The organism is Vibrio sp. Vb1755 (assembly GCF_033338635.1).
Lineage (GTDB): Bacteria > Pseudomonadota > Gammaproteobacteria > Enterobacterales > Vibrionaceae > Vibrio > Vibrio alginolyticus.
In genome coordinates this window covers 1-26,533 of record NZ_JAWOTA010000041.1, presented here as the reverse complement: position 1 = coordinate 26,533, position 26,533 = coordinate 1, and the positions used below count along the sequence as shown (strand labels likewise).

General features: G+C 44.7%; 21 protein-coding genes and 1 other annotated feature. Of the genes, 6 read left to right on the top strand and 15 right to left on the bottom strand.

The features are described from left to right. On the bottom strand, positions 1-488 hold a 488-nt coding region (locus tag R7E00_RS21645; protein WP_318124465.1), incomplete at its 3' end, for an alanine:cation symporter family protein. Between the two features lie 721 nt (positions 489-1,209). On the opposite strand from R7E00_RS21645, the gene R7E00_RS21640 reads away from it, so the two are divergent. Continuing rightward, a complete protein-coding gene (locus R7E00_RS21640; RefSeq protein WP_005381805.1) occupies positions 1,210-1,395 on the top strand; it encodes a DUF3545 family protein in 186 nt (61 codons plus the stop codon). Positions 1,396-1,631: 236 nt separating this feature from the next. Here the strand turns inward: R7E00_RS21640 and R7E00_RS21635 are convergent, their stop codons facing one another. The 3 genes from R7E00_RS21635 to nfo form a co-directional block, all read right to left on the bottom strand. Beyond that, positions 1,632-2,183: a hemerythrin domain-containing protein gene (locus R7E00_RS21635; RefSeq protein WP_017821507.1), complete on the bottom strand. Its 552-nt coding sequence runs from the start codon at positions 2,181-2,183 to the stop codon at positions 1,632-1,634. A 114-nt stretch (positions 2,184-2,297) separates the two neighbouring features. Further along, a complete protein-coding gene (gene ung, locus R7E00_RS21630; protein WP_005382846.1) occupies positions 2,298-2,978 on the bottom strand; it encodes a uracil-DNA glycosylase in 681 nt (226 codons plus the stop codon). A gap of 289 nt (positions 2,979-3,267) precedes the next feature. Continuing rightward, positions 3,268-4,152, bottom strand: coding sequence for a deoxyribonuclease IV (gene nfo, locus R7E00_RS21625; protein WP_017821508.1), 885 nt, complete (start codon positions 4,150-4,152; stop codon positions 3,268-3,270). A 326-nt stretch (positions 4,153-4,478) separates the two neighbouring features. Here nfo and grcA point away from each other — a divergent pair, with 326 nt between their 5' ends. Then, complete coding sequence (gene grcA, locus R7E00_RS21620) at positions 4,479-4,856, top strand: autonomous glycyl radical cofactor GrcA (protein ID WP_005381814.1); 378 nt, start codon at positions 4,479-4,481, stop codon at positions 4,854-4,856. 111 nt (positions 4,857-4,967) lie between these two features. On the opposite strand, the gene R7E00_RS21615 is transcribed toward grcA, so the two are convergent. The 5 genes from R7E00_RS21615 to thrL all read right to left on the bottom strand — a co-directional run bounded on the left by R7E00_RS21615 (position 4,968) and on the right by thrL (position 10,666). Next, on the bottom strand, positions 4,968-5,627 hold the full coding sequence (locus R7E00_RS21615; RefSeq protein WP_262606252.1) for an NADPH-dependent FMN reductase: 660 nt from the start codon (positions 5,625-5,627) through the stop codon (positions 4,968-4,970). A 139-nt stretch (positions 5,628-5,766) separates the two neighbouring features. Further along, a complete protein-coding gene (gene thrC, locus R7E00_RS21610; protein WP_033906104.1) occupies positions 5,767-7,047 on the bottom strand; it encodes a threonine synthase in 1,281 nt (426 codons plus the stop codon). Continuing rightward, positions 7,044-8,000: a homoserine kinase gene (gene thrB, locus R7E00_RS21605; RefSeq protein ID WP_017635074.1), complete on the bottom strand. Its 957-nt coding sequence runs from the start codon at positions 7,998-8,000 to the stop codon at positions 7,044-7,046. The genes thrC and thrB overlap by 4 nt, the downstream gene beginning before the upstream one ends. A gap of 20 nt (positions 8,001-8,020) precedes the next feature. Beyond that, the gene (gene thrA / locus R7E00_RS21600; protein ID WP_262606253.1) at positions 8,021-10,480 is read right to left on the bottom strand and encodes a bifunctional aspartate kinase/homoserine dehydrogenase I; all 2,460 of its coding nucleotides are present in this window, start codon (positions 10,478-10,480) and stop codon (positions 8,021-8,023) included. A gap of 53 nt (positions 10,481-10,533) precedes the next feature. After that, positions 10,534-10,653 (bottom strand) — a sequence feature (Thr leader region). Beyond that, complete coding sequence (gene thrL, locus R7E00_RS21595) at positions 10,589-10,666, bottom strand: thr operon leader peptide (protein WP_074192076.1); 78 nt, start codon at positions 10,664-10,666, stop codon at positions 10,589-10,591. It overlaps the preceding feature by 65 nt. A 423-nt stretch (positions 10,667-11,089) precedes the next feature. On the opposite strand from thrL, the gene R7E00_RS21590 reads away from it, so the two are divergent. Further along, complete coding sequence (locus R7E00_RS21590; RefSeq protein ID WP_065274187.1) at positions 11,090-11,560, top strand: ribonuclease regulator; 471 nt, start codon at positions 11,090-11,092, stop codon at positions 11,558-11,560. Here the strand turns inward: R7E00_RS21590 and R7E00_RS21585 are convergent. Continuing rightward, complete coding sequence (locus R7E00_RS21585; protein ID WP_005381822.1) at positions 11,557-12,039, bottom strand: putative 4-hydroxy-4-methyl-2-oxoglutarate aldolase; 483 nt, start codon at positions 12,037-12,039, stop codon at positions 11,557-11,559. The genes R7E00_RS21590 and R7E00_RS21585 overlap by 4 nt on opposite strands. A 64-nt stretch (positions 12,040-12,103) precedes the next feature. Continuing rightward, positions 12,104-12,511 carry a DUF3293 domain-containing protein gene (locus R7E00_RS21580; protein WP_005381823.1) on the bottom strand — a complete coding sequence of 136 codons (408 nt, stop codon included), beginning with the start codon at positions 12,509-12,511 and terminating at the stop codon, positions 12,104-12,106. A 361-nt stretch (positions 12,512-12,872) separates the two neighbouring features. Between R7E00_RS21580 and arcA the strand changes: the two genes are divergently transcribed. Next, positions 12,873-13,589 carry a two-component system response regulator ArcA gene (arcA, locus tag R7E00_RS21575; protein WP_005381824.1) on the top strand — a complete coding sequence of 239 codons (717 nt, stop codon included), beginning with the start codon at positions 12,873-12,875 and terminating at the stop codon, positions 13,587-13,589. Positions 13,590-13,674: 85 nt separating this feature from the next. Here arcA and R7E00_RS21570 read toward each other — a convergent pair whose 3' ends face one another. The 4 genes from R7E00_RS21570 to R7E00_RS21555 all read right to left on the bottom strand — a co-directional run bounded on the left by R7E00_RS21570 (position 13,675) and on the right by R7E00_RS21555 (position 19,458). Then, entirely contained in the window at positions 13,675-14,124 is a 450-nt protein-coding gene (locus tag R7E00_RS21570; protein WP_262606254.1) for a hypothetical protein, read from the bottom strand. Between the two features lies 1 nt (position 14,125). Continuing rightward, a complete protein-coding gene (gene arcB / locus R7E00_RS21565; RefSeq protein WP_005381826.1) occupies positions 14,126-16,480 on the bottom strand; it encodes an aerobic respiration two-component sensor histidine kinase ArcB in 2,355 nt (784 codons plus the stop codon). A gap of 237 nt (positions 16,481-16,717) precedes the next feature. Then, positions 16,718-18,463 carry a GGDEF domain-containing protein gene (locus R7E00_RS21560; protein WP_025768422.1) on the bottom strand — a complete coding sequence of 582 codons (1,746 nt, stop codon included), beginning with the start codon at positions 18,461-18,463 and terminating at the stop codon, positions 16,718-16,720. Between the two features lie 35 nt (positions 18,464-18,498). Further along, entirely contained in the window at positions 18,499-19,458 is a 960-nt protein-coding gene (locus R7E00_RS21555) for a TIGR01212 family radical SAM protein (protein WP_017633631.1), read from the bottom strand. 551 nt (positions 19,459-20,009) lie between these two features. On the opposite strand from R7E00_RS21555, the gene gltB reads away from it, so the two are divergent. Together gltB and R7E00_RS21545 are read left to right on the top strand one after the other, a co-directional pair. Continuing rightward, complete coding sequence (gene gltB, locus R7E00_RS21550; RefSeq protein ID WP_158159561.1) at positions 20,010-24,560, top strand: glutamate synthase large subunit; 4,551 nt, start codon at positions 20,010-20,012, stop codon at positions 24,558-24,560. Next, positions 24,560-26,029: a glutamate synthase subunit beta gene (locus R7E00_RS21545; protein ID WP_138938955.1), complete on the top strand. Its 1,470-nt coding sequence runs from the start codon at positions 24,560-24,562 to the stop codon at positions 26,027-26,029. Before gltB ends, R7E00_RS21545 begins: the two co-directional genes overlap by 1 nt. Positions 26,030-26,533 lie beyond the last annotated feature (504 nt).

The following is a 26,533-nucleotide window of genomic DNA, read 5'->3' as shown; positions in this document are numbered from 1 at the left end:
GCTTGTACGGCGTTGAATACCAAACCAAAAGCGATGATTAGGAAAACTGAGAACAACACGCCCATCCAACGCATGCCCAGGCCTTTTTCCATGTAGTAGGCAGGGCCACCACGGTAGTTGCCATCATCATCTTTGGTTTTGTATAGCTGCGCCAGTGTGCTCTCAGCAAACGATGTTGCCATACCAAGCATTGCAATCAGCCACATCCAGAAGATCGCACCAGGACCACCCGCAGTCAATGCAACTGCAACGCCCGCCATGTTACCTGTACCAACACGTGCAGCAAGACTAGTACAAAGCGCTTGGAAAGAGGAAATACCAGCTTTGTCTGCTTTACGGCTGTTCTTAAGAACAGAGAACATGTGGCCGAAATGGCGGAACTGAATGAACCCTAATCGAACGGTGAAGTAAATACCAACACCAACAAGAAGATAAACCAGAATCGAGCCCCAGAGGAGATCGTTCATCAAATTGATTAAGTCTGTCATGTGTACCTCAAAGTGAGTTGCGCCAGTCTATGCGTCCTAGCCATCCACCAAATTGCCTGCTAAGTGTCAAAGTGTGCTTAGCTTTTTAAGTAATGTTTATGGGCAATCTAGAATCGTAAACGTCGCTTCATGCATCCATTTTACGTACCAGCGTATTTTTTGACGGGCGGATAATGCAACCTAGGAGCGCAAAAATCAATATGCAACAATGAGAATAACATTGTTATTTTTCACTATAAAGTCACCAAAAAATAACATAAATAGAAGACTTAACACTCAAACTGCGCAACATTTCAATTACCAAACACCAACATAAATAATTATTCCTCATTAAATAGAATGGTAAACCGTATAAACAAGAACAAGCTAGTATTCACAAGGTGTTACATAAATTTACGCTAGTGACTTACCATCTAATTGAACACTATTTCATCAAACTGATTTTATGCAACTTTAACCTTTGCGCAGTGCACCCATTCATCAAATCGAATTAACATAGAAAATCTCTCTATTTAATCGTTTTCTTGAGATCGTTTGTGCATTTTTTATCCACATCGTTGCAATAAAAAGTGTGATTTTGAGAATATTTTTGCACGAAAATGTCATGCTACCGACACAAATGCGAAATATATCATGGTTATTCTCACGGCTATTGTGGTACTTAAAAAACTCCACAAGGACTGGTTACAACAGTTTAGCTTAAGAAAGGTAAAGGTGGCTTATGGAAGGCTTTCAACTAGATGACATTTTTAATCTGGATACTACCTCAACAACCAAATCTCGTGCCAAACCAGTAAAGCGAAAGTGGCGTGAAATAGAAGAGATGAACGACAGACGCAATTTGCTTAAAGAGCTGCGCGAACTTGATGTCTGTACCGATTATAACTTGGAAGACATTAAACTCTAATTCAAACAAAAGGCACCTTACAGGTGCCTTTTGTTTTTTGTTTACAGTGACCGTAAACACCGTGAGTTTATGTACCAAGGTTTAAGTATGAATACCATTATTACTCAATGAGAATCTTCCGTACTTTTTGCCGAGAAATATGCACACGAAATTTTCGTTTGATTCCCAATAAATAAGAAGTGTATCTCACAAACCCGAGAGACGACTTTCGCTCGCTCAGGTTTCATCATTCAGTCTTAAACATACTCAGTATCACTTTGACGAACACGTTCGGCCAACTGCTTATAACGATCAGCAATCGTGTCACCAAATACAGGGTCATCCTCACTGACGCTCCATAAGCTCTCGACATGCTGCCAATCTTCTGTGGTAAATAACTCTTCAATGAGAGGCAAAATTTTTCGCTCTTCTAGCTCCAAGTGGCGCCTTTGCGATTCAATGAAATCTTCTAGGTGAGCGACGAACATGTCTTGTGGCACAACAGCATCCTGAAGGATCATCTCTATCACGGATGAAAACTCTCTGGTTTTACTCGCTAACTCTAGATGTTCTTTCTCTAAATTTTCCATGGTTTGTTGCTTACCATAGTGTTCAAGAAAGTGGTGATAGAGGATATCTTCTTTCGGGTGGTGTACTTTCTCCGAATGATTAGAGAGGTAATCAACAATCTCGCTTACTAACGCATAGTTGATTACACGTTCTTTTTTTATCTCATTAAGCTTATGGCGCAGTATCGCCAACAGACGAACCATATAACCATGTTCGCGTCGAATTCTTTCGATCATCATAGCGTCTCTCCTTAACACCTACTTTTAGTAAGTGTACATGAGAAATTTACTATCAGCCTCGAGCGTGCTCAAAAAAAACAGCGATCATAGCATCCATGATCGCTGTCTCTTCATTTATACAGTTAATGGCAAATGCCAGTTAATTGGTGCTTTTTCTTGTGATGTAAGCAACTGGTTTGCTTGAGAGAAATGCTTACAACCGAAAAAGCCTCGATGTGCAGAAAGTGGCGATGGGTGTGGGGCAGCTAACACATGGTGCTTGTTGCGATCGATAAAGCGCCCTTTCTTCTGCGCGTGTGACCCCCACAGCAAGAACACTACACCTTCTTGATGCTGATTAATGGCTTCAATCACTCGGTCAGTAAACGTTTCCCAACCTGTCTTTGAATGTGAATGCGCTTTACCTTGCTCCACCGTTAATACCGTATTGAGTAACAATACGCCTTGTTCAGCCCAGCTTTGCAAAAAACCATGCTGAGGGATTTGGAAACCTTCAATATCTTGCGCCAGCTCTTTATACATATTAACCAGTGACGGTGGCGTTTTAATGCCAGGAAGTACAGAGAAACACAGGCCATGCGCCTGATTTGGGCCGTGGTATGGGTCTTGTCCTAGAATCACGACCTTAACGTCTTTGAACTCGGTAAAACGAAACGCGTTAAAGACATCTTTTGCGGGAGGAAAAATAGCTTTGCCTGCGGCGCGTTCGGCTTCAACAAAATTCAAGGTGTCTACAAAGTAGCTCTGCTTTTTCTCTTCGCCGATCACATCGTGCCAAGTGGGTGACTGATTCATGGAAAGTTCCTGTCCTAAATTTTGCTTCCATTCTAACGAGCGAAACTCAAACAAACAAAAACTTACCACGAACTTGAGACAAGTAATAAAAGACTAATGCTTCTGTGGCGTTCGAAAATGCCCCTGTCCGGTAATGTGACGATTAGGCATCGGTAAGCGAAGCACACGACGAGTGTAAGTATAAGGAGTAAAAGAGAATGGTCGAGACATGTTGGCATCCTTCTTTGCTAATTCAGAGATTGATGTTCAATGACTAAGAAAGAAAGGTGCCAACTTTGTGGTTACGCCATTAACTGTCAATGGCCGCTAAATGGAATTGACGCAACGTGTTGATCTCTTGCTGCCAAATATCTGGATCAATTGTTTCCAAAATCAGAGGGATACCATCAAAACGAGGGTCTTTCGCGATGTACTCAAAGCAATCCCACCCGATCTCTCCTTTACCTAGAGAATGGTGGCGATCTACTTTGCTGGCAAACTCTACTTTTGAATCATTTAGATGCATTGCTCTTAAATAGTGCATACCTACGATACGGTCGAACTCTGCAAAGGTGCGCTCGCAATCTTCTTTTGTACGTAAGTCATAACCAGCCGTAAAGGTATGGCAGGTATCAATACAAACGCCGACACGATCTTTATCTTCCACTTGCTCGATGATTTCAGCTAGGTGCTCAAACTTCCAGCCTAAGTTAGTGCCTTGACCTGCCGTATTCTCGATAACAGCGATCACATTCGGCACCGCTTTATGCGCAAGATTGATCGACTCGGCGATCGTCGCGAGACACTCCTGTTCAGAGACTTTCTTTAGGTGACTGCCCGGATGGAAGTTAAGCAAAGTCAGCCCCAACTGATTACAACGCTCCATTTCATCAATAAATGCCGCGCGGGATTTATTCAGCTTTTCTTCTTCCGGCGCACCCAAGTTAATCAGATAAGAATCATGGGGAAGAATATGCTCTGCTCCGAAACCCAGCATTTTACAGTTCGCTTTAAACGCACTGATGGTTTTTGCTTCTAAAGGCTTCGCCACCCACTGGCGTTGGTTTTTTGTAAATAGTGCGAAGGCATTCGCGCCAATTTCACGAGCTCTCAACGGAGCTTGATCGACCCCACCAGCAGCAGAGACATGTGCACCAATGAGTTTATTCCCAAGCTTGTTTTTCATGTTTGTCATTTAATCACTTTAGACTTTCAGTATTGCTACCTAAATACAGATAGTTGCGTTAACCAGTTTAAACTTTAATCTCAATTTGTAGTAAATTTACAACAAAACCAGTTATTAAATATTTTTTATATTCTCAAATAAATTGTAATTAGTTTGTTTTCAAAGGTTTTATTGATTTAACTCAATAAAATCACCTTAATAAAAATAATGTTTTTGGTTGTTTTTTGACTTAAATCAATATTAAAATAGTGGATATTAGCTATATAATACTCAGCTCAACGAAAATTCGAAAATTAACACCAATAATCACCACGTAAGTGGTCTAGGAGATAGTGATGATCCAAGGTATCCAAATTACAAAAGCGGCAAACGACGACCTACTAAACTCTATCTGGCTATTAGATAGCGAAAAAAATGAAGCTCGCTGTGTTGCTGCAACTGCTGGCTACGAAGCAGACCAAGTTATCGCAATCAGCGACCTAGGTGAATACGAAAGCCGTGAAGTTGCAATCGAAACTGCTCCTCGTATCGAAGGCGGCCAACACCTAAACGTGAACGTGCTTAAACGCGAAACACTAGAAGATGCAGTTGCACACCCAGAGAAATACCCACAACTAACTATTCGTGTTTCTGGTTACGCAGTACGTTTTAACTCGCTAACTCCAGAGCAACAACGTGATGTAATCGCTCGTACTTTTACTGAGACTCTATAATCTCTCAGTAAACTAGCTCGCTAGAATTTAAAAAGCTTGGTCTGCAATGACCAAGCTTTTTTTGTTTCAGAATCCTTCTAAACCCTTTCTATAATGGAAAGCAACTCGCCTCTAAGATGCATTTCTTTGCGAAGGATCTTTCTGAAACGCTTGCGCTACAGAGGTTGGATCAAGCCTATCTCTTTGCAGTGACGCCCCTTCTGCCCACCAAATCAATTGATGCATCGTGCGATTCATATAGTTGTCCCACTGCGTCTGCTCCGACTCATCCGCAGCAACGCCCTGTTCATCAAAGACTTCTTGCGCTTTCGGAATGTGGATCATCGCAGAGACAGGTAAACATCCAAGTTCAGATAAGAAGGTACGCATAGAAACGGCAGCTCTAACACCACCCCATTGTCCGGCAGAATAGGTCACGATAGCACTCGGCTTGTAAGAAAACAGCGAACTGCCGAAATGGTTAAGCATGTTCGCCAAAGCAGGACTCATCGAATGGTTATATTCCGGGCTAACCATCACATACCCATCCGCATGTTTGATTTTGTCTGCCAGCTCACTTAGGTGCTGCGGAACTTTAGAGCGGTGATAAGCAAACTCGGGCTTAAACACATCGCCAAAGTCGTAATTCAAAGGGTCGATGATTTCGACCATATGTTGCGAATGTTGACTCGCGATGAGTTTTTCACACGCTTTACTGACTCGCATTCCTAAACGGGCTGGTCGTGGTGGCGTGCTGTTTCTCACTGAGCCAAGAAAAATCAAAAAATGCATGCTTCTCTTTCTATCTCATTTAGTTAAGTTCGTTTCTCAATCATAAAGAGAGTCACAACTTACCGACAATAAAAAAGGTGAATGATTACTCATTCACCTCTCGTTATTTCTGTTTTTGATACTTACTATACTTTGAAGCTTACTGCACGCGGCGCAGTACTTGTTTCAATGCGTCAAAGTCTGCGTCGAGCTCTTCCGATAGCAGCTCCATCGCAGCGTGCTTCGCTAGTGGCGCAGGAAGGTCGATATCGGATTCTAGAATATCATCCACCACTTCTTTGAACTTCGCAGGGTGAGCAGTACATAGGAACAGACCGGTTTCACCGTCTTGCAATTGTTCTTCAAGCACTCGGTAAGCAATCGCACCATGCGGTTCGCATAGGTAGCCTAGAGCATGTAAATCTTTCACTGACTGTGCGCTTTGCTCATCAGATACTGCGCCTTTACCTAACGTCTCCAAGCCCCACTCTTTCACGCGGCACAGCTCTTCAATACGAGGCCAATTGTTTGGTTGGCTCACGTCCATCGCGTTCGATGTTGTTGCGACTGTTGGTTTTGGCTCCCACTTACCTGTTTCTAGGTAGCGAGGAACCGTGTCATTGGCATTAGTTGCAGCGATAAAGCGTTTGATAGGCAAGCCCAACGCTTTTGCCAATAGACCAGCAGTTAGGTTACCAAAGTTACCACTTGGTACAGACACAACAAGGTTTTCACGCTCTTGTTTGCTCATTTGCGCAGCTGCTTCAAAGTAGTAACAGATTTGCGCCATCAAACGGCTGATGTTGATTGAGTTTGCAGAGTTCAGACCGATCTCTTCACGCAGTGCAGAATCATCAAAAGCTTGCTTAACCAGTGCCTGACACGCATCGAAGTCTCCATCGATCGCGACAGTGTGAATGTTTTTACCAAGCGTACAGAATAGCTTCTCTTGCAGTGGGCTGATCTTGCCTTTTGGATAAAGAATCACAACGTTGATGTCTTCCATACCGTAGAAAGCATGCGCAACGGCTGCGCCAGTATCGCCAGAAGTTGCAGTCAGAATGGTGATCTTGCCACCGTCCGAAACGGCTGCAAGAGATTGCGCCATAAAGCGACCACCAAAATCTTTAAATGCAAGCGTTGGACCATGGAACAGTTCCAGAGCGTAAACACCGTCTTTGACCTGATTAATTGGCGCAGGGAATTGGAATGCAGCATCAACAAGAGCATTCACCTGCTCTTCTGCAAGTTCATCTCCAATTAACGCCGATAGAATCTTAGTGCTACGAGAGACAAAGTCTTCTGCAAGCAGCGCATCGATATCTTCAAATTTTGGTAATTCCGATGGGAAAAATAGGCCTTGATTGCGACCTAACCCTTGGCGAACGGCTTGGCCAAAGGAAACTTGTTCATCATTTTCTTTTATATTGTAAAGCTTCATAGCTCACTTCCTGTTACTTTCGAACCCTGCTTATCTAGACGACAAACGTGGACGAATCCTTCTTCGTTTTGTACGTAGTTTTGTTCTAACCAGCGAGCAACTCGCTCAGCGACATCTTTCTCTTTGCAAATACTGAACAGTGTCGGACCACTGCCAGAAATACCGGTTGCCAATGCACCCGCAGACGCTGCGTATTGACGTGCATTCGCAAAACCTGGAAGCAGTTTCTCACGATACGGTTCTGCGATCACGTCTTTGATCATTTTTGCAGCAAGTTCTGGCTGACCAGAATGACACGCATGAATAAAGCCCGCAAGGTGGCGACCATGAGCGATGATATCTTGTCGGCGGTATTGAGATGGTAGGATCTCACGCGCTTCCGCCGTTGATACCTTGATACCCGGATACGCCATCACCCAGTACCAATCATCAAAGCAAGGCACTTCTTGACTGATGATACCCAACTCTTCAAGCATCAGTTGCACACCACCAAGGTAACATGGCGCAACGTTGTCGTAGTGAATACCACCAGAGATCTTGCCTTCCATCTCTCCCATCAGCGCCAATAATTCTGTCTCGTTAAGTGGCTGTCCATGGAATCGGTTCAATGCATCTAATGCAGCGACGATAGAACATGCACTTGAGCCTAAACCAGAGCCAATTGGCATGTTCTTTTCTAGCGTCATCTCAAGTGGTTTTAGCTCAACGCCTTTTTTGTCTAACTCACGAGCAAACACGAGCCAACAGTCGTAGACGATGTTCTCTTTTGGTTCAGTTGGCAATTTCTCAACAAAATCACCCGCCGTTTTAAGGCTGAACGGATCAGCCCCAGATTTCACCAATACACGGTCACCCAATAGTGTGCCATCCACTGGAGACACGGCAGCCCCCAGCACATCAAAGCCAACGCTTACATTACCAATTGATGCTGGGGCATAAACCACTACATCCATATCACTTGAACTCATTATTGTTATACCCCTAGTTTCCAACCTAAAGTACGCATCACGTCAGAAAATACACCCGCAGCCGTTACTTCGGTGCCTGCACCATAGCCACGTAACACTAGTGGGATTGGCTGATAGTAACGGCTGTAAAATGCCAGTGCGTTTTCACCGTCCTTGATTTTATACATTGGATCGTTTTCATCCACCGCTGCGATGCTTACTGTGCACTTGCCCTCATTAATTTCACCAACGTAGCGCAGTACTTTGCCCTCTTCCGCTGCCTTTGCAGATAATTCTTTAAAGTAGGCGTCTGCTTCAGGTAAACGCGCCATAAATTCATCAACGCTACCAGAATCATCAAAACCTGGTGGCAGTGCTTGATCAACCACAACGTCTTCTAGTTCTAGAGACATGCCTGCTTCACGAGCTAGGATCAGAAGCTTACGCGCGACATCCATACCAGAAAGATCATCACGAGGATCCGGTTCAGTAAAACCATTTTCTTTTGCGATATTAGTTGCTTCACTTAGGCTCATACCTTCATCTAACTTACCGAAGATGTATGACAGAGAGCCAGAAAGAATACCGCTAAAGCGCTCTAGCTCATCACCCGCTGAGATTAGGTTTTGCAGGTTTTCGATTACCGGTAGACCCGCCCCCACAGTTGTTTCGTACATCAGCTTGCGACGAGAGCTGCGCGCAACATCGCGAAGCTGATGGTAGTAAGCCATGCTTGCTGTGTTTGCTTTTTTATTTGGTGTAACGACATGGAAACCAGCAGCTAAGAAATCAGCGTATTGATTCGCGATATCTTCACTTGATGTACAGTCAACCAATACTGGGTTGATGATGTGGTTACGTTGAACCAAAGAAATCAAACGCGCTAGGCTGAACTCTTCTGTCGCTGCCGACATACGATCACGCCAATGATCGAGTGGCAGACCTTCACTATCAAGCAGAAGACCTTTGCTGTTTGCCAAGCCACACACGCGAATAACGATGCCTTTTTCCGCAAGCTTCGCCTGTTGACGCTCGATCTGATCCACCAGCTCACCACCAACGCCGCCAATACCAACCACGAATACGTCTAAGAAGTGCTTAGAGTTGAATAGGTTCTCGTGACACGCTTTGATCGCTTCAGAGATTTTATCTTCAGGAATCACGGCTGAGATAGCACGCTCAGATGAGCCCTGTGCGATGGCTACAATGTTTACGTTCACTTCAGCAAGAGATGAGAAGAAGCGAGATGCAACACCGCGCGATGTACGCATGCCGTCACCAACCAACGTTATGATTGAAACATTATCAATAAACTCGACCGGCTCTAATAAGCTATCTTTCAGTTCCAACTCAAACGCATCGGCCAGTACTTGTTGCGCTTTTGCTTTATCTTCTGCCTCAATACAGAAGCTAATGCTGTACTCAGAAGAAGACTGAGTAATAAGAACAATAGACACACCAGCGGAAGACATTGCGCCAAATACGCGGCTTGCCATGCCAACCATACCCTTCATACCTGGGCCGGAGACGTTAACCATAGTTAGGTCGTTTAGCGTCGTGATACCTTTGATCGCCAGATTGTCTTCACCAGTGTCTTGCCCAATCAAAGTTCCTGCACCTTGTGGGTTAAAGCTGTTTTTGATCAGACATGGGATGTGGAACTGTGCGATTGGGGCGATGGTTTTCGGGTGCAGAACGGAAGCACCGAAGTAAGAAAGCTCCATCGCTTCTTGATAGCTAAGAGATTTAAGTAGGCGAGCATCTTCGACTAAGCGAGGGTCACAGTTGTACACACCATCTACGTCTGTCCAGATCTCACAGCAATCTGCGCGCAGACACGCCGCAAGAACCGCCGCCGAATAATCAGAGCCATTGCGACCAAGTGTTACCAATTCACCTTTCTCGTTACCTGCGGTAAAGCCAGGCATGATGTTCACATGACCTTGAGGAAGAGGATTCTGGTGGAAGTTCTGAGTCGAAACTTCAACATCGACCATGGCTTCAAGGTGATCACCTTTTGCGTATAGGTATTCAACTGGGTCGATAAGATGTGCAGGCTGGCCTTTGGCTTCTAACACCGCTTTCATCAATTGAATCGAAACGCGTTCGCCTTTGCTAATAATACGTGCATTAACATTGTTTGGGCACATGCCAAGAAGATTGATGCCATGAACGAATTGGCGTAATTGAGAGAGAGAAGTTTTCACTTGGTTATCGAAAGCTGAACCATCGATATTGGGTAGTACTGCTTGGACTTGAGTGAAGAGCGTTTTAAACGACTCCTCCAACTCTTTGATTTGTAGTTCTGCTTCACCATTGCGCAATGCGCCTTCAATGACCGCAACCAATTTGTTTGTTGTTTTACCAGGAGCGGAAAGAACAACCGCCACTTCTTCTTGTTGAGCGTTATTGGCAATAATGTCTGCCGCTCTCAAAAAGCGATCTGCATCAGCTAGTGATGATCCGCCAAACTTCAATACTCGCATCCCTTCCTCCGGTATATCTTCTTAAATTTGTCTAAATTCTGGATAAAAAAGCATAAAAAAAGGCCTGTATCTTGTTGGATACAGGCCTTTTTTGTGAATTTCTTTCGCTCAGCAGCCTGCCCCAACATGTGTCGTGTCGGTAATAATAATGGTCGTGGTCATTACTACTAGGCTGTTAGATGGCATAAATAAATATTCAACGTTAATTGTGTTTGCTTAACTCTACGTTTACCGAGTTTCTGATACATAGTCAACAAAAAATTGTTTGTTTTTCCATCTTTCAGAGAATTCTGCTAAGCAATGTCATTGATATTTATAGTTAATTACACATTATTGATCATTTAAAAATCTACAGTTAGTTTTTGTAAAGGACTTAACCATCATCACCAGTTCGGTTTTTTATCTAATAACTAGTCTGATCTTTGCCATAAAACGTACGATCAAATAATTCGAGAGGGTTGTGACACATAACAACAACTTAACTGTGACTTATGTTCATAGGATCGAATTATTTAGAAAATAGGTGAGCTAGCTTTCATATTCTATGCTTTAATAGTGAGAAGCTTTGGGCGCATACTAATAAAAAAGTTGACACAAGGAGTGGTGAACATGAAAAGATGGCTTTTTCTGTTGCTGTTTTTTGTGCCTGGTGTTTGTCTAGCAAACGAACTTCCGCCGCTTCCAGGTAAAACATCCCCTTCTCCTCATAAGCTATTCATTTCCAGCGACAGTTATCAGTCTGACAGTTTTGATGTTTGGAATATCGATACGGGTTACGCTTACGAGCTTTTTGATTCGGTAGACGTTTATGTCGGTGCGCGAGTCAATAACTCTCCTACCCAAAATCAAAGTGGTTTTTTGAGCGGGATCAGCTATCACTTTAATGATCGTGTCACGCTGAAAAGTACAGTTCGCTCTTACAAGAACGAAACAGTGGAAGGTATTCGCCAAGACGACAGTAGCCTCGCGGCTGAAGTCTCAAGTCGCGTAAAAATTACCGATAAACTGGATCTTCACGCGACTCTTGATTACCAAGATTGGCAACAAGGCTTTGAGGTTGGTTTAGGCTTTCGTTTTTAGAAGTCCAGCTTTTGCTTAGAAATCAACACACCGTTCCAGTCCGCGTAAACGTAGTGCTTAGGTTGAACGATTTGGTTTTGCATCGTTAAGGTTACGTTTACCTCTCCTATCCCGCGTTTCTCTGTTTTAAACGGGTTAGTTCCAAGAGCTTGAACGCCAATGTCCATTTGAGATATTTGTGCTACGTCGCGTATTGCACCATAGACAATGATACCTTCCCACCCATTTTCTATTCCGAGTATCGCTAATTGATCGCCGAGTAATGCTCTCTGACACGATCCATGTCCGTCAACAATCAATACTTTACCCGTTCCATCTTCGCCCAGTACTTCACGCACTTTCGAGTTATCGTGATAGCAGCGCACCGTAACGATTTCACCGTAAAAAGCGCTACGTTGACCAAAGTTCTGCAATGGTAAAGTAAGCAAGCTCACTTGGTCTTCAAATTGGTCACAAATATCGGGTGTAATGTCTCTCATATTTCCTCCGTGAATTTTCTCACCCAAGCGGTGCTTCAGTGAGCAGTATCCTTTTCTATACCTTCTATACGAGCCGAGGTTTAATGGAGCCTAACGTATGAAAAACTTTCGGCTGCGAGCACGCAATAAGATAAAGTTGGTCATTAATGACGTAATAAATCGCGTTTTGTTGAAAGTCACTCGCCAATTCAACGGCTACCTCTGGCGACAACTCGACGGCAAAGCTTTCCTCATACCATGTAAAAGCGCTATCACCTACCGTGACAGGCGCGTAATTAACGTGCTGTAGCTGTTTTTCTAACGCGTGATTGTTTATGCTGTTCTCTTCTTTGGACCTCAAGTTACTGTATGGGTTCCAAGCGGTTATCACAGCATAGTTTGAAACACGCCACTCGGCTTCGAATCTGAAAAAAGATTCTGAATAAGCATTCCATAACGATGCGTCTATGTTCTTATTACTTTTTTCTATCATAAGTCTTAAACGATTAATAACAGTTACATTTCATCAATTGATATAAATCAACAAACTGAATGGAATTAACATTTGAGCATTGTTAGCATGCTGTTAACAATATAAAATCCGCTCAATATCTTAGGGTGTTTACGTTTCAGGCCCCACTGAAAGCAGGAAATGAAAGGTAAACAAGCCCTTTAGAATAAACGTCGCCATTGGATACTGGTGAGTTGGCAAAATTCCATGGAGGGCGGATAACTGAAAGAAGTGTTTTTTTGATCAACTTGATTTATTATCAAAATCACATTACCTGTATGTTATATTTTTGCCTAGAATTTATTCTATTAGCACAATTTTGTCACAAATTTAGGTACCGCCAATGCAAACCCCGCAGATTCTTATCGTTGAAGATGAGCAAGTAACTCGTAACACTCTTAAGAGTATTTTTGAAGCAGAGGGATACGCTGTTTTTGAAGCCAGTGACGGTGAAGAGATGCACCAAGTGTTGTCTGATAACTCAGTCAACTTGGTTATTATGGACATTAATCTTCCAGGCAAGAATGGCCTTCTACTAGCGCGTGAATTACGCGAGCAAGCGAACATTGCTTTAATGTTCCTGACAGGCCGTGACAATGAAGTAGACAAGATCCTAGGTCTTGAGATTGGTGCAGATGACTACATCACTAAACCATTCAACCCACGTGAACTAACTATTCGTGCACGTAACCTACTTAGTCGCTCAATGAGCTCTAACGCGGTGCAAGAAGAGAAGCGCTCGGTAGAAAAGTATGAATTCAACGGTTGGGTACTAGACATCAACAGCCGCTCTCTAGTAAGCCCTGCTGGTGATAGCTACAAGCTACCTCGCTCTGAGTTCCGCGCATTACTGCACTTCTGTGAGAACCCGGGTAAGATTCAAACTCGTGCAGATCTTCTTAAGAAGATGACTGGTCGTGAACTTAAGCCACACGACCGTACTGTAGACGTAACGATTCGTCGTATCCGTAAGCACTTTGAGTCTGTTTCAGGTACGCCAGAAATCATCGCCACTATCCACGGCGAAGGTTACCGCTTCTGTGGCGATCTAGAAGACTAGATTTAACCGCTAATATGCAAAGGGCTTGCTCATTGAGCAAGCCCTTTTTGTTTTAGGTCTAACGACTAATGCAACATCATTGCGGTTAATAAACCTTGTTAATCTTCACGTACTTTTCGACTAACCAACGCTGTTTACCCGCATCGTCTAGAAGCACTGCGATATCAACCGATTTTTCTGTGTTCACATCAATGTGAGACGAGAACGCCACCTCCCATCGGCTTTCACTGTGCGTTCGAGTATCTAAAGACGCACTGTCCACCAACCACTCTTTTTGCCCCTGTTTAATAATAAGAGCTTCTGCCGTTAGATGTGCAGGAAGTAACTGATCTCCTTCGAGGTAAAGTGCACCTTGAATACTTTGCTCTTCCACGTCCCCAATATTCGGCATGAGGTTCACCCATAAATTACTTTTGAGCTCAACATTAACCTCATTAATCGTAATCTGACTGTTTTGTTGCCAATTCACATTTGGAACGGAACTACAGCCTGCCATCAATGCCATGGCTAATGCCAATGGTGCGATTCTTTTCATGTTATTTCCTTTGTTCCAACCAACTTTTGAGGACTTGAATATCGTTTTGGTATTCATTTTTGATCTCTTCAACCCAGTCTGAAATGTTTTCCCACCATGCTGGCATATCGGGCGATTGCGCTTTTTGCGCCACACTTTGGATACGTTTCAGGCCAATTGAACCTGCAGCACCTTTGATTTTATGCGCTTCAGAAACAATCCCATCTTGATCTTTCGCTGTCATGTTCGAATCTAAGACATCGATATAGTCTGGCATCATATCTTCAAACATTTTTATGCTGTCGTAGACAGGTTTTGCACCAACAATGTCGACGTAAGACTCTAACATATCCATATCGAGCAAATGTGTCTCAATCACAGGAGAAGGCACTGGCTCTTCCACTGTTTCGGGACCGCTCACCACTTCCTTAGGTTGTTCTAACTGGTGAGCGAAGAATTTATCAATCACTGACTGAATAGCATTCACTGCCAGCGGCTTACTGATCGCATCATCCATGCCGTTATCTAAGTATTCACGACGATCTTTCATTACATTAGCAGTTAAGGCGACCAATGGAGGAAGATTGTTATAATGCTTGCGGTAATAATTGGCGACATCAAAGCCCGTCATATCAGGCAGTTGGATATCCAACAACGCTAAGTCGTATTTTTCTGGCACAAAGTTCACTAACGCTTCTTGGCCCGTCATTGCCACGGTGACAGAGTGCCCTAGGCTCTCTAGTAACGATTTAGCCACAGTTACGTTAAGCTCGATGTCTTCGACCATAAATATGTTGAGGCGCACATTGTCGCGTTTCGCATCAATGACTGGCTCAGCTAGTTCAACAATCGGAACGTGGATCGATACAGTAAAAGTGCTACCAAAGCCTTCCTCACTGGTAACCGTAATGTCACCATCCATCATATTGATCAGTTGCTTAGATACCGCCAAACCAATACCTGTACCGACCGCATGCAGGTTGTCCTTGCCTGATTTCACTTGGTAGTACATCGCAAAGATCTTATCTAGCTCTTCGTCTGGAATACCAATACCTGTGTCTTCCACTTCCATAATAATGGTCGCAAAATCGTCTTCGACATCCGCACTCACTGTCATCACAACGCCACCTTCTTTGGTGAACTTCATTGCGTTGCTGACTAGGTTCCAAATCACCTGACGTAGACGGGTTGCATCCACTTCAATTGCTTTTGGCAAGTCGCTTAAACGTTCTAAATCAAAGCGTAACCCTTTTTGTTCCGCCATCAGAGCTGAGATACTCTCAATCTCTGCGACGAAGTCTTCGAAGTTAAGTGGCGCAGGTAATAGTTCTAACTTACGGCGATCAAATTTATCCATATCGATAATATCGTTGAAGATGTTACCTAGCGTAATCGCACTCACATTGATGGTCTGCATGTGTTTACGCTGCTCTTCTGTCAACGGACTATCTAGAAGCATACGACTTAAGCCTACAATGCCATTCAGCGGCGTTCGCAGCTCATGACTGATGGTTGAGATGAAGGTAGTTTTGTCGCGGCTTGCTTTCTCTAACGACTCTTCATGGCGCTTACGTTCAGTGATATCACGACCGAACCCAACGAGACCAAGGTGGCGGCCATCTTTGCTGTAAAATGGCACTTTACGCAGCTCAAAGTAATGCTTGCGACCATCTGGGTATTCGAGCCATTGCTCGTAAGTAATCGCTTGATTATCGGCAAAAACCTTTTGGTCAGTATCAACGATATGCTCGGCGATTTCTTTGCTATACACATCCCAAGGGCTTAATCCGACTAACTGGTGCTCTTTCTTGCCCGTTAGCTCTTCCATCGCGCGGTTACAGCCAGAGAAAACACCATCCGCATTGCGGTAGTAAATTAAGTCTGGTGAGGCATCAATAAATGAACGCAGTAATGCGGTACGTTCTGCCAACTCTAATTGAGTACGTTCGCGTTGGAACACCTCATTTTCGAGGTCTTGCATCGCCTCTTCACGTGCTTCTTCCGCTTTAATACGCTCTTCAATTTCTTGGTTAAGCTTTTCAATGTTTTGTTGAAGTTGGTAATTCAGCTCTTGATCTCGCGAACGCATGTCCTTCAGTTTGGACACCAGCTTAGTTAAACGCTGGCGAGACTCTTCTAGTTGATCGACAACCACAGAGAGGAAGTAAACCGCCCAAGGGGTGATCAATAGACCAAAAAACACCGAACGGACAATGTCGATATCATCTACTCGCCCTTTAAGAGCTAAAGTAATCCCTACCTGCACCACAACAGCTAATGCCACCAGCGCAAGGGCTAGCAAAATAGAGAAGCGAACAATCCCCAGTTTGACTAGCAAGTCGACATAATACTGGGCGAGATTTTTCATGGGTTTCATTAACTACTCCATGGTGGTGGCTAGATAGCGCCATTCGATGATGAAAAACAGGTAAATGCACTCGACCTAACGCAATTTAGGTCTGTTTGATTAGTGAAAAACACACGGTGCGATCTGCGCTTGTGACACGAGATAGAAAGATAAACCAACGAGCGCACAGGCTTCTGTAAGTTTAACGTGTTTAATACGGTGATTTAAACAATCAGCTATCAACTTAGAGCAAGCGGTCACAAAGCGTTAGCAAGAACTGGGGTGAATACAGGTGCGATTACGTCCATCAGCTTTAGCTTGATATAACGCACTGTCAGCCATAGCGATGCCCATTTCGGGTTCATCACCATGCTGAGGAATGTAAGAGACCAGACCGATACTGACGGTAAGGCGTTCAGATGCTTCTGAACTGTCGTGTTCCATATCAAGCTGTAGAATTTTCTCATGAATACGCTGCGCTACGTTGCGCGCACCTTCCGTGGTGGTATTCGGCAATATAAAACCAAACTCCTCGCCACCATAACGCGCAACACAATCCGAAGAACGATTGATGACTTGTGTAAACACGGTAGCGACACTGACTAACGCTTCATCACCTTGTTGGTGACCGTAGCAGTCGTTGTAATCTTTGAAAAAGTCGATGTCACATAACATGATGGTGAGCGGCAGCTTTTCTCTAGCATGGTGGTACCACAATACCTGCAGTTGTTCGTCGAAACGGCGTCGGTTCGATACTTGAGTTAAGCTATCCATAAAGCTCAATTTTTCTAACTCTAGGTTGGCTTTTTCCAACTTTTGTTCTGCAAGATAACGCTCAGAAATATCACGCGCCATGATCAGCACACCATTCGTTCCTGATGCTTTATCTTTAAAAGGCGATTTCACCACATCAAACCACGTACTTTTACCATCACTACTCACGACTTTATCTATGTATCGAACTGGCTCTAACTGGCGTAATGCTTCTAAGTCACTGTCTGCTAAGCGCGCGTACATCTCTTTAGGAATCACGTCTTGGAGGCGCTTACCTATCAAATCAGAAATTTTTGAAATGCCTAACGCCTTAACAAAAGGCTGATTACACGCTTGATAGACCATGTTCTCATTGAAAATACCAATAGAGTCCGGACTGGCATCCAGAATCGTTTGTAAGATAGTATCTCTTTGCGCTAGCGCCACCTCTGTATCTTTGCGACGCTCCATTTCATCTCGCAGATTCTGTTGCATCTTGTGCCATTCAGTCACGTCATGACTAATAGACAGCGTACCGATAAGCTCACCACTCGGCGAAACAAGAGAGTTTTGATTGACTTCCAATAAGCAACTTCGACCTTGTGGATCCGTTGTCCATTTACGTTCGCTCTTTCTGGTCATCTCACCCAAGGCCTTGGATGCGCAAGCTTCTTCCCTTCGCCCTTGCCAGAATTGATCAAATGCTCGATTGGTCGTTAACAGATTGCCTTGGCGGTCTTGGGTACAAATTAGCTCTGAAAGTGAGTCTAATGCCGAACGTGCGATGATTAATTGGGCAAGTTCTTGTTGCTGCTCTTGGTGAGTGGCTTGATATGGCTGAGCATAAAGAATCCAAACTCGATGATTGCGCAATAAACTCTTTCTGCCTGACAGCTCCACTTTAATAGATTCACTATCAGATAGTCGCCAGTCAAAAGCCTGCTGACGAAAATGACGACTAGAGAAGCGCTCGAGAAACTGCTCAAGCTCATGAATATCGAATAAAGCAGGATACAAATACCCCGTTCCCAAAGAGCGAATGCCTAATAACTGCATCGCAGCCTGGTTAGATAGCAAGAGCTGAGCATGGCTAGTGTCCACCACTATGACTGGATAGGGAGAATCCGTTACTAGTTGCTTAAGTGACGTCTGAAAGTGCAAATAGATCAGTGCTAACGCGCACACGCCTGCGATTAACAACAAGACGACATAGCCATAACCGCCTTGACCACCCCAAAGCCAATTGAGTAACTGATCCATCGTTTAAACCTTCAAAGAACACTGGTTAAAATATATCAGTTATTTATTGAGCGATCTGCTATTAATTCCGGTTTAGTATAGATAAAGGTATTCCCCGTAAGACTCCCTTGAGCACCATGAGCACTGAGATCTCGACCAATTTCCGTCATCGCTAGCCAACGGTTTTCACACCACAGAGGCGATAATAACGTGGGCCTCCTGGCTGCTGATGAAACGCGATGATAAATCACATCTGGTGGTGTCATACGAATCATTTCACTGGCGATCGCAACATATTCTTCTAATTCAGGGGCTTCTAGCTTTCCAGCACGCCAAGCTTTCGCCATGGTGCTACCTTCGACAATATGCAAGCCATGTAACTTGATGCCATCCGTTCCCACGGCCAACACTTTTTGCAGCGTTTCAATATTTTCGGCGCGGGTTTCTTTGGGTAAACCCACAATTAAGTGAGTACAAACCTTGATTCCGAGTGTTCGAGCACGCTTAGTGATTTCGGCATAACACTCAAAGTCATGACCACGATTGATACGTTTTAGGGTGTCATTGTTGGCGGTTTGAAGACCTAGTTCTAGCCAAATTTCATAACCTTGCTGTACATAGCCCGACAGTAAATCCAATACCGCATCAGGGACGCAATCAGGACGCGTCCCCACACAAAGACCAACCATGTCTGCAGCCTTTAGTGCTTCCTCATACATGTTTTTGAGAACTTGTACCTCGGCATAGGTACTGGTGTAGGCCTGAAAATAAGCGAGATATTTCTTCGCTCTGTGAATTTCACCTGCGCGATCTTTTAACTGTTCGTGAATGCTTTTTATCTGGACTTCTTCATCTGCAAACGAAGCCACATTGCAAAATGTACATCCTCCCCGCCCAATCGTGCCATCGCGGTTAGGGCAACTAAATCCACCGTGCAATGTTAACTTATGAACCTTTTCACCGTATCGACGCTGAAGATCTTGGCCGATTGTATTGACCAACTCATGTAACTGCATAAATTCTCACCAACAATAAATCGTAATCAATCTCACTACGATCTGTGTAAATAAATTACATCCCTGCAAGAAAAAACACACAATATTAATCAATTCAAACACCCATCATGCGGGTCAAAATCAATAAACTTGCATAATTAAAGACAAAAATCGTTCATGTTGCGTAAATGTTAAACTAAAAATGCATAATTAAACGAAAAAATTGGGTCACAACGCCGAGTTTTTCATTGCATTCTGAAGTGACAAAATTGTAGGATACTTACACAACCCCGTTATTTTTGTGACTTTTATTACAAAGCACACTGCGGGATTTGTCGGTGTTATCCCACTCCTACCTATATAAATCACTAGATAGTGATAATAAATAAAGGGATACCACCAAGGATTGTTTTTCTCGCAAAACTTTTCCTGCGAGATACGGAAAGGAATCAAGACCGGTCAACCTAGATCGGTGGCGATAATAAATATAAAGGACAAGACGTAATCAATAGTCTAGGTAGTATTTGCTGCCCGGTACTTTTGCGTCGACATTGAACTGGAAGGATGTATCTATGGTAGATAGAGAGCAAAATCCACAGGGTCTGTACACTCCGGAACTGGAGCATGACGCTTGTGGTATCGGTTTTGTTGCTCACCTTAAAAACCGTAAATCTCATGAAGTAGTGACTCAAGCATTGGATATGCTGGCTCGCATGGAACACCGTGGTGGTCAAGGTTGTGACCCATGCAGCGGTGATGGTGCGGGTATCTTGCTACAAAAACCTCATGAATTCCTATTAGAAGAAGCCGTTAAGCTAGGCATTAAACTGCCTTCGTTTGAAAAGTATGGTGTTGGTGTCGTTCTTTTCCCGAAAGACGAATACAAACGCGAGCAATGCCGTGACATTCTAGAACGTAACGCACAACGTCTAGATCTTGAAGTTATCGGCTACCGCGTATTGCCAACCGATAACTCAATGATTGGTGCAGACCCACTAAGCACAGAGCCTCAGTTTGAGCATGTGTTTATCTCTGGTGGCCCTGGCATCACACCTGAAGAACTAGAACGCAAACTGTACGTGCTTCGTAACTACACAGTACGTGTTTGCCTAGAAAGCGTTTCGAACATTGGTGACGACTTCTACATTAACTCCATGTCTTACAAGACATTGGTGTACAAAGGTCAGTTAACGACCGAGCAAGTACCTCAGTACTTCCTCGATCTGCAAAACCCGACCATGGTGACTGCACTGGCACTGGTACACTCTCGTTTCTCTACCAACACCTTCCCGAAATGGCGTCTTGCACAGCCTTTCCGTTACATTGCCCACAACGGCGAAATCAATACAGTTCGCGGTAACTTGAACTGGATGAAAGCCCGTGAAGCAATCCTAGAATCAGACCTGTTTACTCAGGCTGAAATCGACATGCTTCTTCCAATCTGTCAGGAAGGCAGCTCGGATTCATCTAACTTCGATATGGCACTTGAGCTCCTAGTTCTTTCTGGTCGCAGCCTGCCACACGCATTGATGATGATGATCCCGGAAGCATGGCAAGAAAACAAAAACATGGATCCTAAACGTCGCGCGTTCTATCAGTACCACGCGAACATCATGGAACCATGGGATGGTCCTGCTTCAGTATGTTTTACTGATGGTGTTCAAGTTGGTGCGACACTAGACCGTAACGGTTTGCGCCCTTCTCGCTACACAGTGACCAAAGATAACTTCCTAGTGATGGCATCTGAATCTGGTGTTGTGGATATTGAACCAGAGAACGTAGAGTTCCGTGGTCGTCTACAACCGGGTCGTATCTTCGTTGCAGACCTAGAGCAAGGTCGCATCATCTCCGATGAAGAAGTGAAAGACACCATCGCAACGGCACAGCCTTACGAGAAATGGGTAGAAGAAAACCTACTGAGCTTGAAGAAGCTGCCAGATGCGAGCAACCAGTTCAGCCAACCTAAGCCAGAACACCTTCTACACCGCCAACAAGCGTTTGGCGTAAGCACTGAAGAAGTGAACGAAATCATCGTTCCAATGGCGAATGACGCGAAAGAGCCATTATCAGCAATGGGTGCCGACTGGCCTCTTGCGGTTCTATCTCATCAGTCTCAACATCTTTCTAACTACTTCAAGCAGCTGTTCGCACAGGTAACCAACCCACCGATCGACCCGATCCGTGAGCGTATGGTTATGTCGCTGAACACTTACTTGGGTAAAGACCAAAACCTTCTGACTGAAACACCACTTCACTGTCAGAAAGTCGAATTAGAATCGCCGGTTCTGGCGAACTCAGAGCTTGAAAAACTACGTGCGATCGATAACGAGCACCTACAAGCGAAAACGTTGGATATCGTATTCCAAGCTAGTGAAGATCAAGGCAAACTTGAGCGTGCATTAAAACGTATCTGCCAATACGCAGAAGACGCGGTTATCGATGGTTACTCAATCATCCTACTCACTGACCGCGCAGTGAATTCAAACCACGCGGCGATCCCAGCAATGCTGGCAGTTGGCGCAGTGCACCACCACTTGATCCGTAAAGGTCTACGTGCGAAGTGTGACATCGTGGTTGAAACTGGTGACGCGCGTGAAACGCACCACTTTGCAACGCTACTTGGTTACGGTGCGAATGCGGTTAACCCTTACCTAGTGATTGAAACCATCATTGAACTTCAACGTACGAAGAAGTTGGATCCAGAAGCGAACCCTCGTGATCTGTTCAACAACTACCGTAAAGCGATCAATGGCGGTCTTCTGAAGATCTTCTCGAAGATGGGTATCTCGACGCTACAGTCTTACCACGGCGCACAAATCTTCGAAGCGTTGGGTATCCACAAGTCAGTGGTCGACAAATACTTCACAGGTACGGTTTCTCGTATCCAAGGTCTTACCCTTGATGATATCGCCAAAGAAGTGCTGATCCGTCACCGCATCGGTTACCCACAACGCGAAATCCCAATTCAAATGCTGGATGTTGGTGGTGTTTACCAATGGAAACAGCGTGGTGAGAAGCACCTATTCAACCCAGAAACCATTTCTCTACTGCAAGAGTCTACGCGCAACAAGAACTACGATCAGTTCAAGCAATACGCGACTGCTGTAGATAAGCAAGGTGACAACGCGGTAACCCTACGTAGCCAACTTGAGTTCATTAAGAACCCAGCTGGTTCTATCTCTATCGACGAAGTCGAGCCAATTGAAAGCATCGTGAAACGCTTCGCGACCGGTGCAATGTCATTCGGTTCTATTTCTTACGAAGCACACTCCACACTAGCTGTTGCGATGAACCGTCTTGGCGCGAAATCGAACTCTGGTGAAGGTGGTGAAGACCCAATGCGTTTCGAGCGCAAAGAGAACGGCGATTGGGAACGCTCTGCAATCAAGCAGGTGGCTTCAGGTCGTTTCGGCGTAACCTCTTACTACCTAACTAACGCTGAAGAGCTGCAAATCAAAATGGCTCAAGGTGCGAAGCCAGGTGAAGGTGGTCAGCTACCAGGCGATAAAGTAGATGACTGGATCGGTGCAACGCGTCACTCGACTCCGGGCGTTGGCCTTATCTCTCCACCACCACACCACGATATCTACTCAATCGAAGATTTGGCTCAGCTTATCTACGACTTGAAGAACGCGAACCGCGCAGGCCGTGTAAACGTGAAGCTGGTATCAGAAGCAGGCGTAGGTACGATCGCTTCTGGTGTAGCGAAAGCGAAAGCGGACGTTGTACTAATCGCAGGTTTCGACGGCGGTACAGGTGCATCACCAATGTCTTCAATCCGCCATACCGGTCTTCCTTGGGAACTTGGCTTGGCAGAAACGCACCAAACGCTACTGAAGAACGGTCTACGTAACCGTATCGTGGTTCAAGCAGATGGTCAGATGAAGACACCTCGCGACCTTGCAGTGGCAACACTACTTGGTGCAGAAGAATGGGGCGTAGCAACCGCAGCATTAGTGGTTGAAGGTTGTATCATGATGCGTAAGTGTCATAAGAACACTTGTCCTGTTGGTATCGCGACTCAGAACAAGACGCTTCGCGAGCGCTTTGATGGCCGCGTAGAAGACGTCGTTACCTTCTTCCAATACATGGCACAAGGTCTACGTGAAATCATGGCTGAGCTTGGCTTCCGCACTATCGATGAAATGGTCGGTCAAGGTCAGAAACTGAAGATCCGCCAAGACATTTCTCACTGGAAATACAAGAACCTAGATCTGTCTCCTGTTCTCCACGTTGAGCAACCACGTGAAGCTGATGGTGTATTCAACCAAGCTCAACAGAACCACAACCTAGAAGAAGTGCTAGACCGTAAGCTGATTCAAGCAGCGATTCCTGCACTAGAGAAAGGCGAAGCGGTGAATGCCGAGTTCCCTATCGTCAACACGGACCGCTCTGCAGGTACCATGTTGTCGAACGAAATCTCGAAAGTGTACAAAGATGCGGGTCTACCTCAGCCAATGAACGTGAAGTTCAAAGGTTCTGCGGGTCAGTCATTCGGTGCATTCCTAGCTAAGGGCGTGAAGTTCGAAGTGGAAGGCGACGCGAACGACTACTGGGGTAAAGGCTTATCTGGCGGTACCTTAGTACTTTACCCAGATGCAAAATCAAGTATTGTCGCGGAAGACAACATCGTGGTTGGTAACGTGTGTTTCTACGGTGCAACTTCGGGTGAGTCTTTCATTCGCGGTATGGCTGGTGAACGTTTCTGTGTTCGTAACTCAGGCGCGAAAGTAGTAGTAGAAGGCGTCGGTGACCACGGTTGTGAATACATGACGGGCGGTGCAGCAATTATCCTAGGTTCAACAGGTCGTAACTTTGCCGCAGGTATGAGTGGCGGCGTGGCATACGTATGGGATAAATCAGGTGACTTTGAGTCGAAACTGAACCCAGAGCTAGTAGACCTAGATCCAATCGAGCAAGAAGACAGAGATCTATTACTCGACATGCTAACTAAGCATGTTCAATTCACAGGAAGTGAAGTCGCTCAGTCTTTCCTAGACAATTTTGAAGCTAGCCTAGCCTCTATGGCTAAGGTAATGCCGCGTGACTATAAAGCGGTTCTTCAAAAACGCAAAGCTGAAGCACTGTCTCAAGGAAACGAAACTCAAGTGGAGGCCGTATAATGGGTAAGCCTACTGGATTTTTAGAGCATGGTCGTGAACTACCACAGAAGATTGACCCAGCTGAACGCATCAAGAACAACAAAGAGTTCGTTCTGAACGAGGAGTTTGGTGACAAGATCAATACTCAAGCTTCTCGTTGTATGGATTGTGGCGTGCCGTTTTGTCATAACGGCTGCCCTATCGGTAACATCATCCCAGAATTTAACGACGCGGTTTATCGTGATAGCTGGGAAGAAGCTTGGAACATCCTAAGCTCGACGAACAACTTCCCAGAGTTTACTGGTCGTGTTTGCCCTGCTCCATGTGAAAGTGCTTGTGTTCTTGGTATCAACCAAGACCCAATCACTATCTGTAATATCGAAAAAACCATCGTAGAAACGGCGTATCGTGAAGGGTACGCCAAACCAAAAACACCACGCTCTCGCACTGGCAAAACCGTTGCGATCATTGGTTCAGGTCCTGCTGGCCTTGCAGCTGCTGAGCAGCTAAACAGCGCAGGTCATACTGTGACGGTATTCGAGCGAGACGAGAAAGTGGGCGGTCTACTACGTTTTGGTATCCCAGACTTTAAACTGAGCATGGAAGTCATTGATCGCAAGATCAATCTAATGGCAGAAGCTGGCATTGAGTTTAAAGTAAACCAACACGTCGGTGTTGATGTAAATGCTCAACAATTGCGTCAAGAGTTCGATGTGGTTCTACTAACCGGTGGCTCAACGGTTCCACGTGATTTGCCCGTTCCGGGTCGTGAGCTCAAAGGCGTTCACTTCGCGATGGAATTCCTAGGTCAAAACAACCGTCGCGCCAATAACATGGACCTGAAAACGGAAGAGATTCACGCAAAAGGTAAACATGTGGTTGTCATTGGTGGTGGCGATACCGGTTCAGACTGTGTAGGTACGTCAAACCGTCACGGCGCAGCAAGCGTAACTCAAGTGGAAATCATGCCGATTCCACCAGAGAAGCGCCCAGCCAATATGCCTTGGCCTCAATACCCAATGATCCTACGTACTTCGACCTCTCATGAAGAAGGTGTCGATCGTCACTGGAACATCCTGACCAAAGAGTTCATCGGAAATGACAAAGGTGAAGTCACAGGCCTTCGTCTTGCTGATATCGTTTGGCAAGATGCAAAACCAGGCGAGCGCCCAAGCTTCAAAGAAGTAGAAGGCAGCGAGCGTGTGATTCCATGTGATATGGCATTTCTAGCGATGGGCTTCCTACACCCTGAACCAACAGGCGTACTTGCTCAACTGGATATCGCACTAGACGATCGCGGTAACGTAGCAACTCAAGATTTTGCTACTAACCAAGAAGGCGTATTTGCTGCTGGTGATATGCGAACAGGCCAATCTTTGGTGGTTCGTTGTATCAATGAAGGCCGCGAATGTGCCCGTGCTATCGATGATTACCTAATGGGTGGCACAAACCTAGAAGCAAAAGCAGATTCACTGATGCTTTCTGCTTAACGAAGCAGTCATGCTTCTCTCTTTCAATTGCCTAATAGCCATCAGCAATATCGATGGCTATCGGTGAAGAAAGAAAACAATTCCTTCCAATCTTTCTATTTTGACCAGCATTTTATGCTGGTCTTTTTTATCTCCCACAGAATCAAATGTTACTTTTTTGTAACAATCAATTTTCTATCTATTTGAAATTATTAAACTATTTTAGCTTATTAAATGGTAAATCGTATATTCACGTGATGATCCACTAATAACTTGACCTTTTTTACAATAAGCTATAGCTTGTGAAGTTGATGAAAATAAAACACTCAAAAAATGTTAAATATTTCACAACTTTTACTGAATAATTATACATAAAGCTATAAAGATGACGCATAGTTAGTCATCGATATCAACGTAAGCAGTGTTGATATATCTGTCGGGATGACGGATAAGCAAAGGGAGAATTGCAATGGCTCTTTATGATCCAAGTCTTGAGAAAGACAACTGTGGATTTGGCTTGATCGC

Bases quoted from the DNA above. Each gene is read 5' to 3' on its own strand.
- R7E00_RS21640 (WP_005381805.1), top strand. From the start codon at position 1,210: ATGGAAGGCTTTCAACTAGATGACATTTTTAATCTGGATACTACCTCA.
- R7E00_RS21635 (WP_017821507.1), bottom strand. From the start codon at position 2,183: ATGATGATCGAAAGAATTCGACGCGAACATGGTTATATGGTTCGTCTG.
- ung (WP_005382846.1), bottom strand. From the start codon at position 2,978: ATGAATCAGTCACCCACTTGGCACGATGTGATCGGCGAAGAGAAAAAG.
- nfo (WP_017821508.1), bottom strand. From the start codon at position 4,152: ATGACAAACATGAAAAACAAGCTTGGGAATAAACTCATTGGTGCACAT.
- grcA (WP_005381814.1), top strand. From the start codon at position 4,479: ATGATCCAAGGTATCCAAATTACAAAAGCGGCAAACGACGACCTACTA.
- R7E00_RS21615 (WP_262606252.1), bottom strand. From the start codon at position 5,627: ATGCATTTTTTGATTTTTCTTGGCTCAGTGAGAAACAGCACGCCACCA.
- thrC (WP_033906104.1), bottom strand. From the start codon at position 7,047: ATGAAGCTTTACAATATAAAAGAAAATGATGAACAAGTTTCCTTTGGC.
- thrB (WP_017635074.1), bottom strand. From the start codon at position 8,000: ATGGATGTAGTGGTTTATGCCCCAGCATCAATTGGTAATGTAAGCGTT.
- thrA (WP_262606253.1), bottom strand. From the start codon at position 10,480: ATGCGAGTATTGAAGTTTGGCGGATCATCACTAGCTGATGCAGATCGC.
- thrL (WP_074192076.1), bottom strand. From the start codon at position 10,666: ATGCCATCTAACAGCCTAGTAGTAATGACCACGACCATTATTATTACC.
- R7E00_RS21590 (WP_065274187.1), top strand. From the start codon at position 11,090: ATGAAAAGATGGCTTTTTCTGTTGCTGTTTTTTGTGCCTGGTGTTTGT.
- R7E00_RS21585 (WP_005381822.1), bottom strand. From the start codon at position 12,039: ATGAGAGACATTACACCCGATATTTGTGACCAATTTGAAGACCAAGTG.
- R7E00_RS21580 (WP_005381823.1), bottom strand. From the start codon at position 12,511: ATGATAGAAAAAAGTAATAAGAACATAGACGCATCGTTATGGAATGCT.
- arcA (WP_005381824.1), top strand. From the start codon at position 12,873: ATGCAAACCCCGCAGATTCTTATCGTTGAAGATGAGCAAGTAACTCGT.
- R7E00_RS21570 (WP_262606254.1), bottom strand. From the start codon at position 14,124: ATGAAAAGAATCGCACCATTGGCATTAGCCATGGCATTGATGGCAGGC.
- arcB (WP_005381826.1), bottom strand. From the start codon at position 16,480: ATGAAACCCATGAAAAATCTCGCCCAGTATTATGTCGACTTGCTAGTC.
- R7E00_RS21560 (WP_025768422.1), bottom strand. From the start codon at position 18,463: ATGGATCAGTTACTCAATTGGCTTTGGGGTGGTCAAGGCGGTTATGGC.
- R7E00_RS21555 (WP_017633631.1), bottom strand. From the start codon at position 19,458: ATGCAGTTACATGAGTTGGTCAATACAATCGGCCAAGATCTTCAGCGT.
- gltB (WP_158159561.1), top strand. From the start codon at position 20,010: ATGGTAGATAGAGAGCAAAATCCACAGGGTCTGTACACTCCGGAACTG.
- R7E00_RS21545 (WP_138938955.1), top strand. From the start codon at position 24,560: ATGGGTAAGCCTACTGGATTTTTAGAGCATGGTCGTGAACTACCACAG.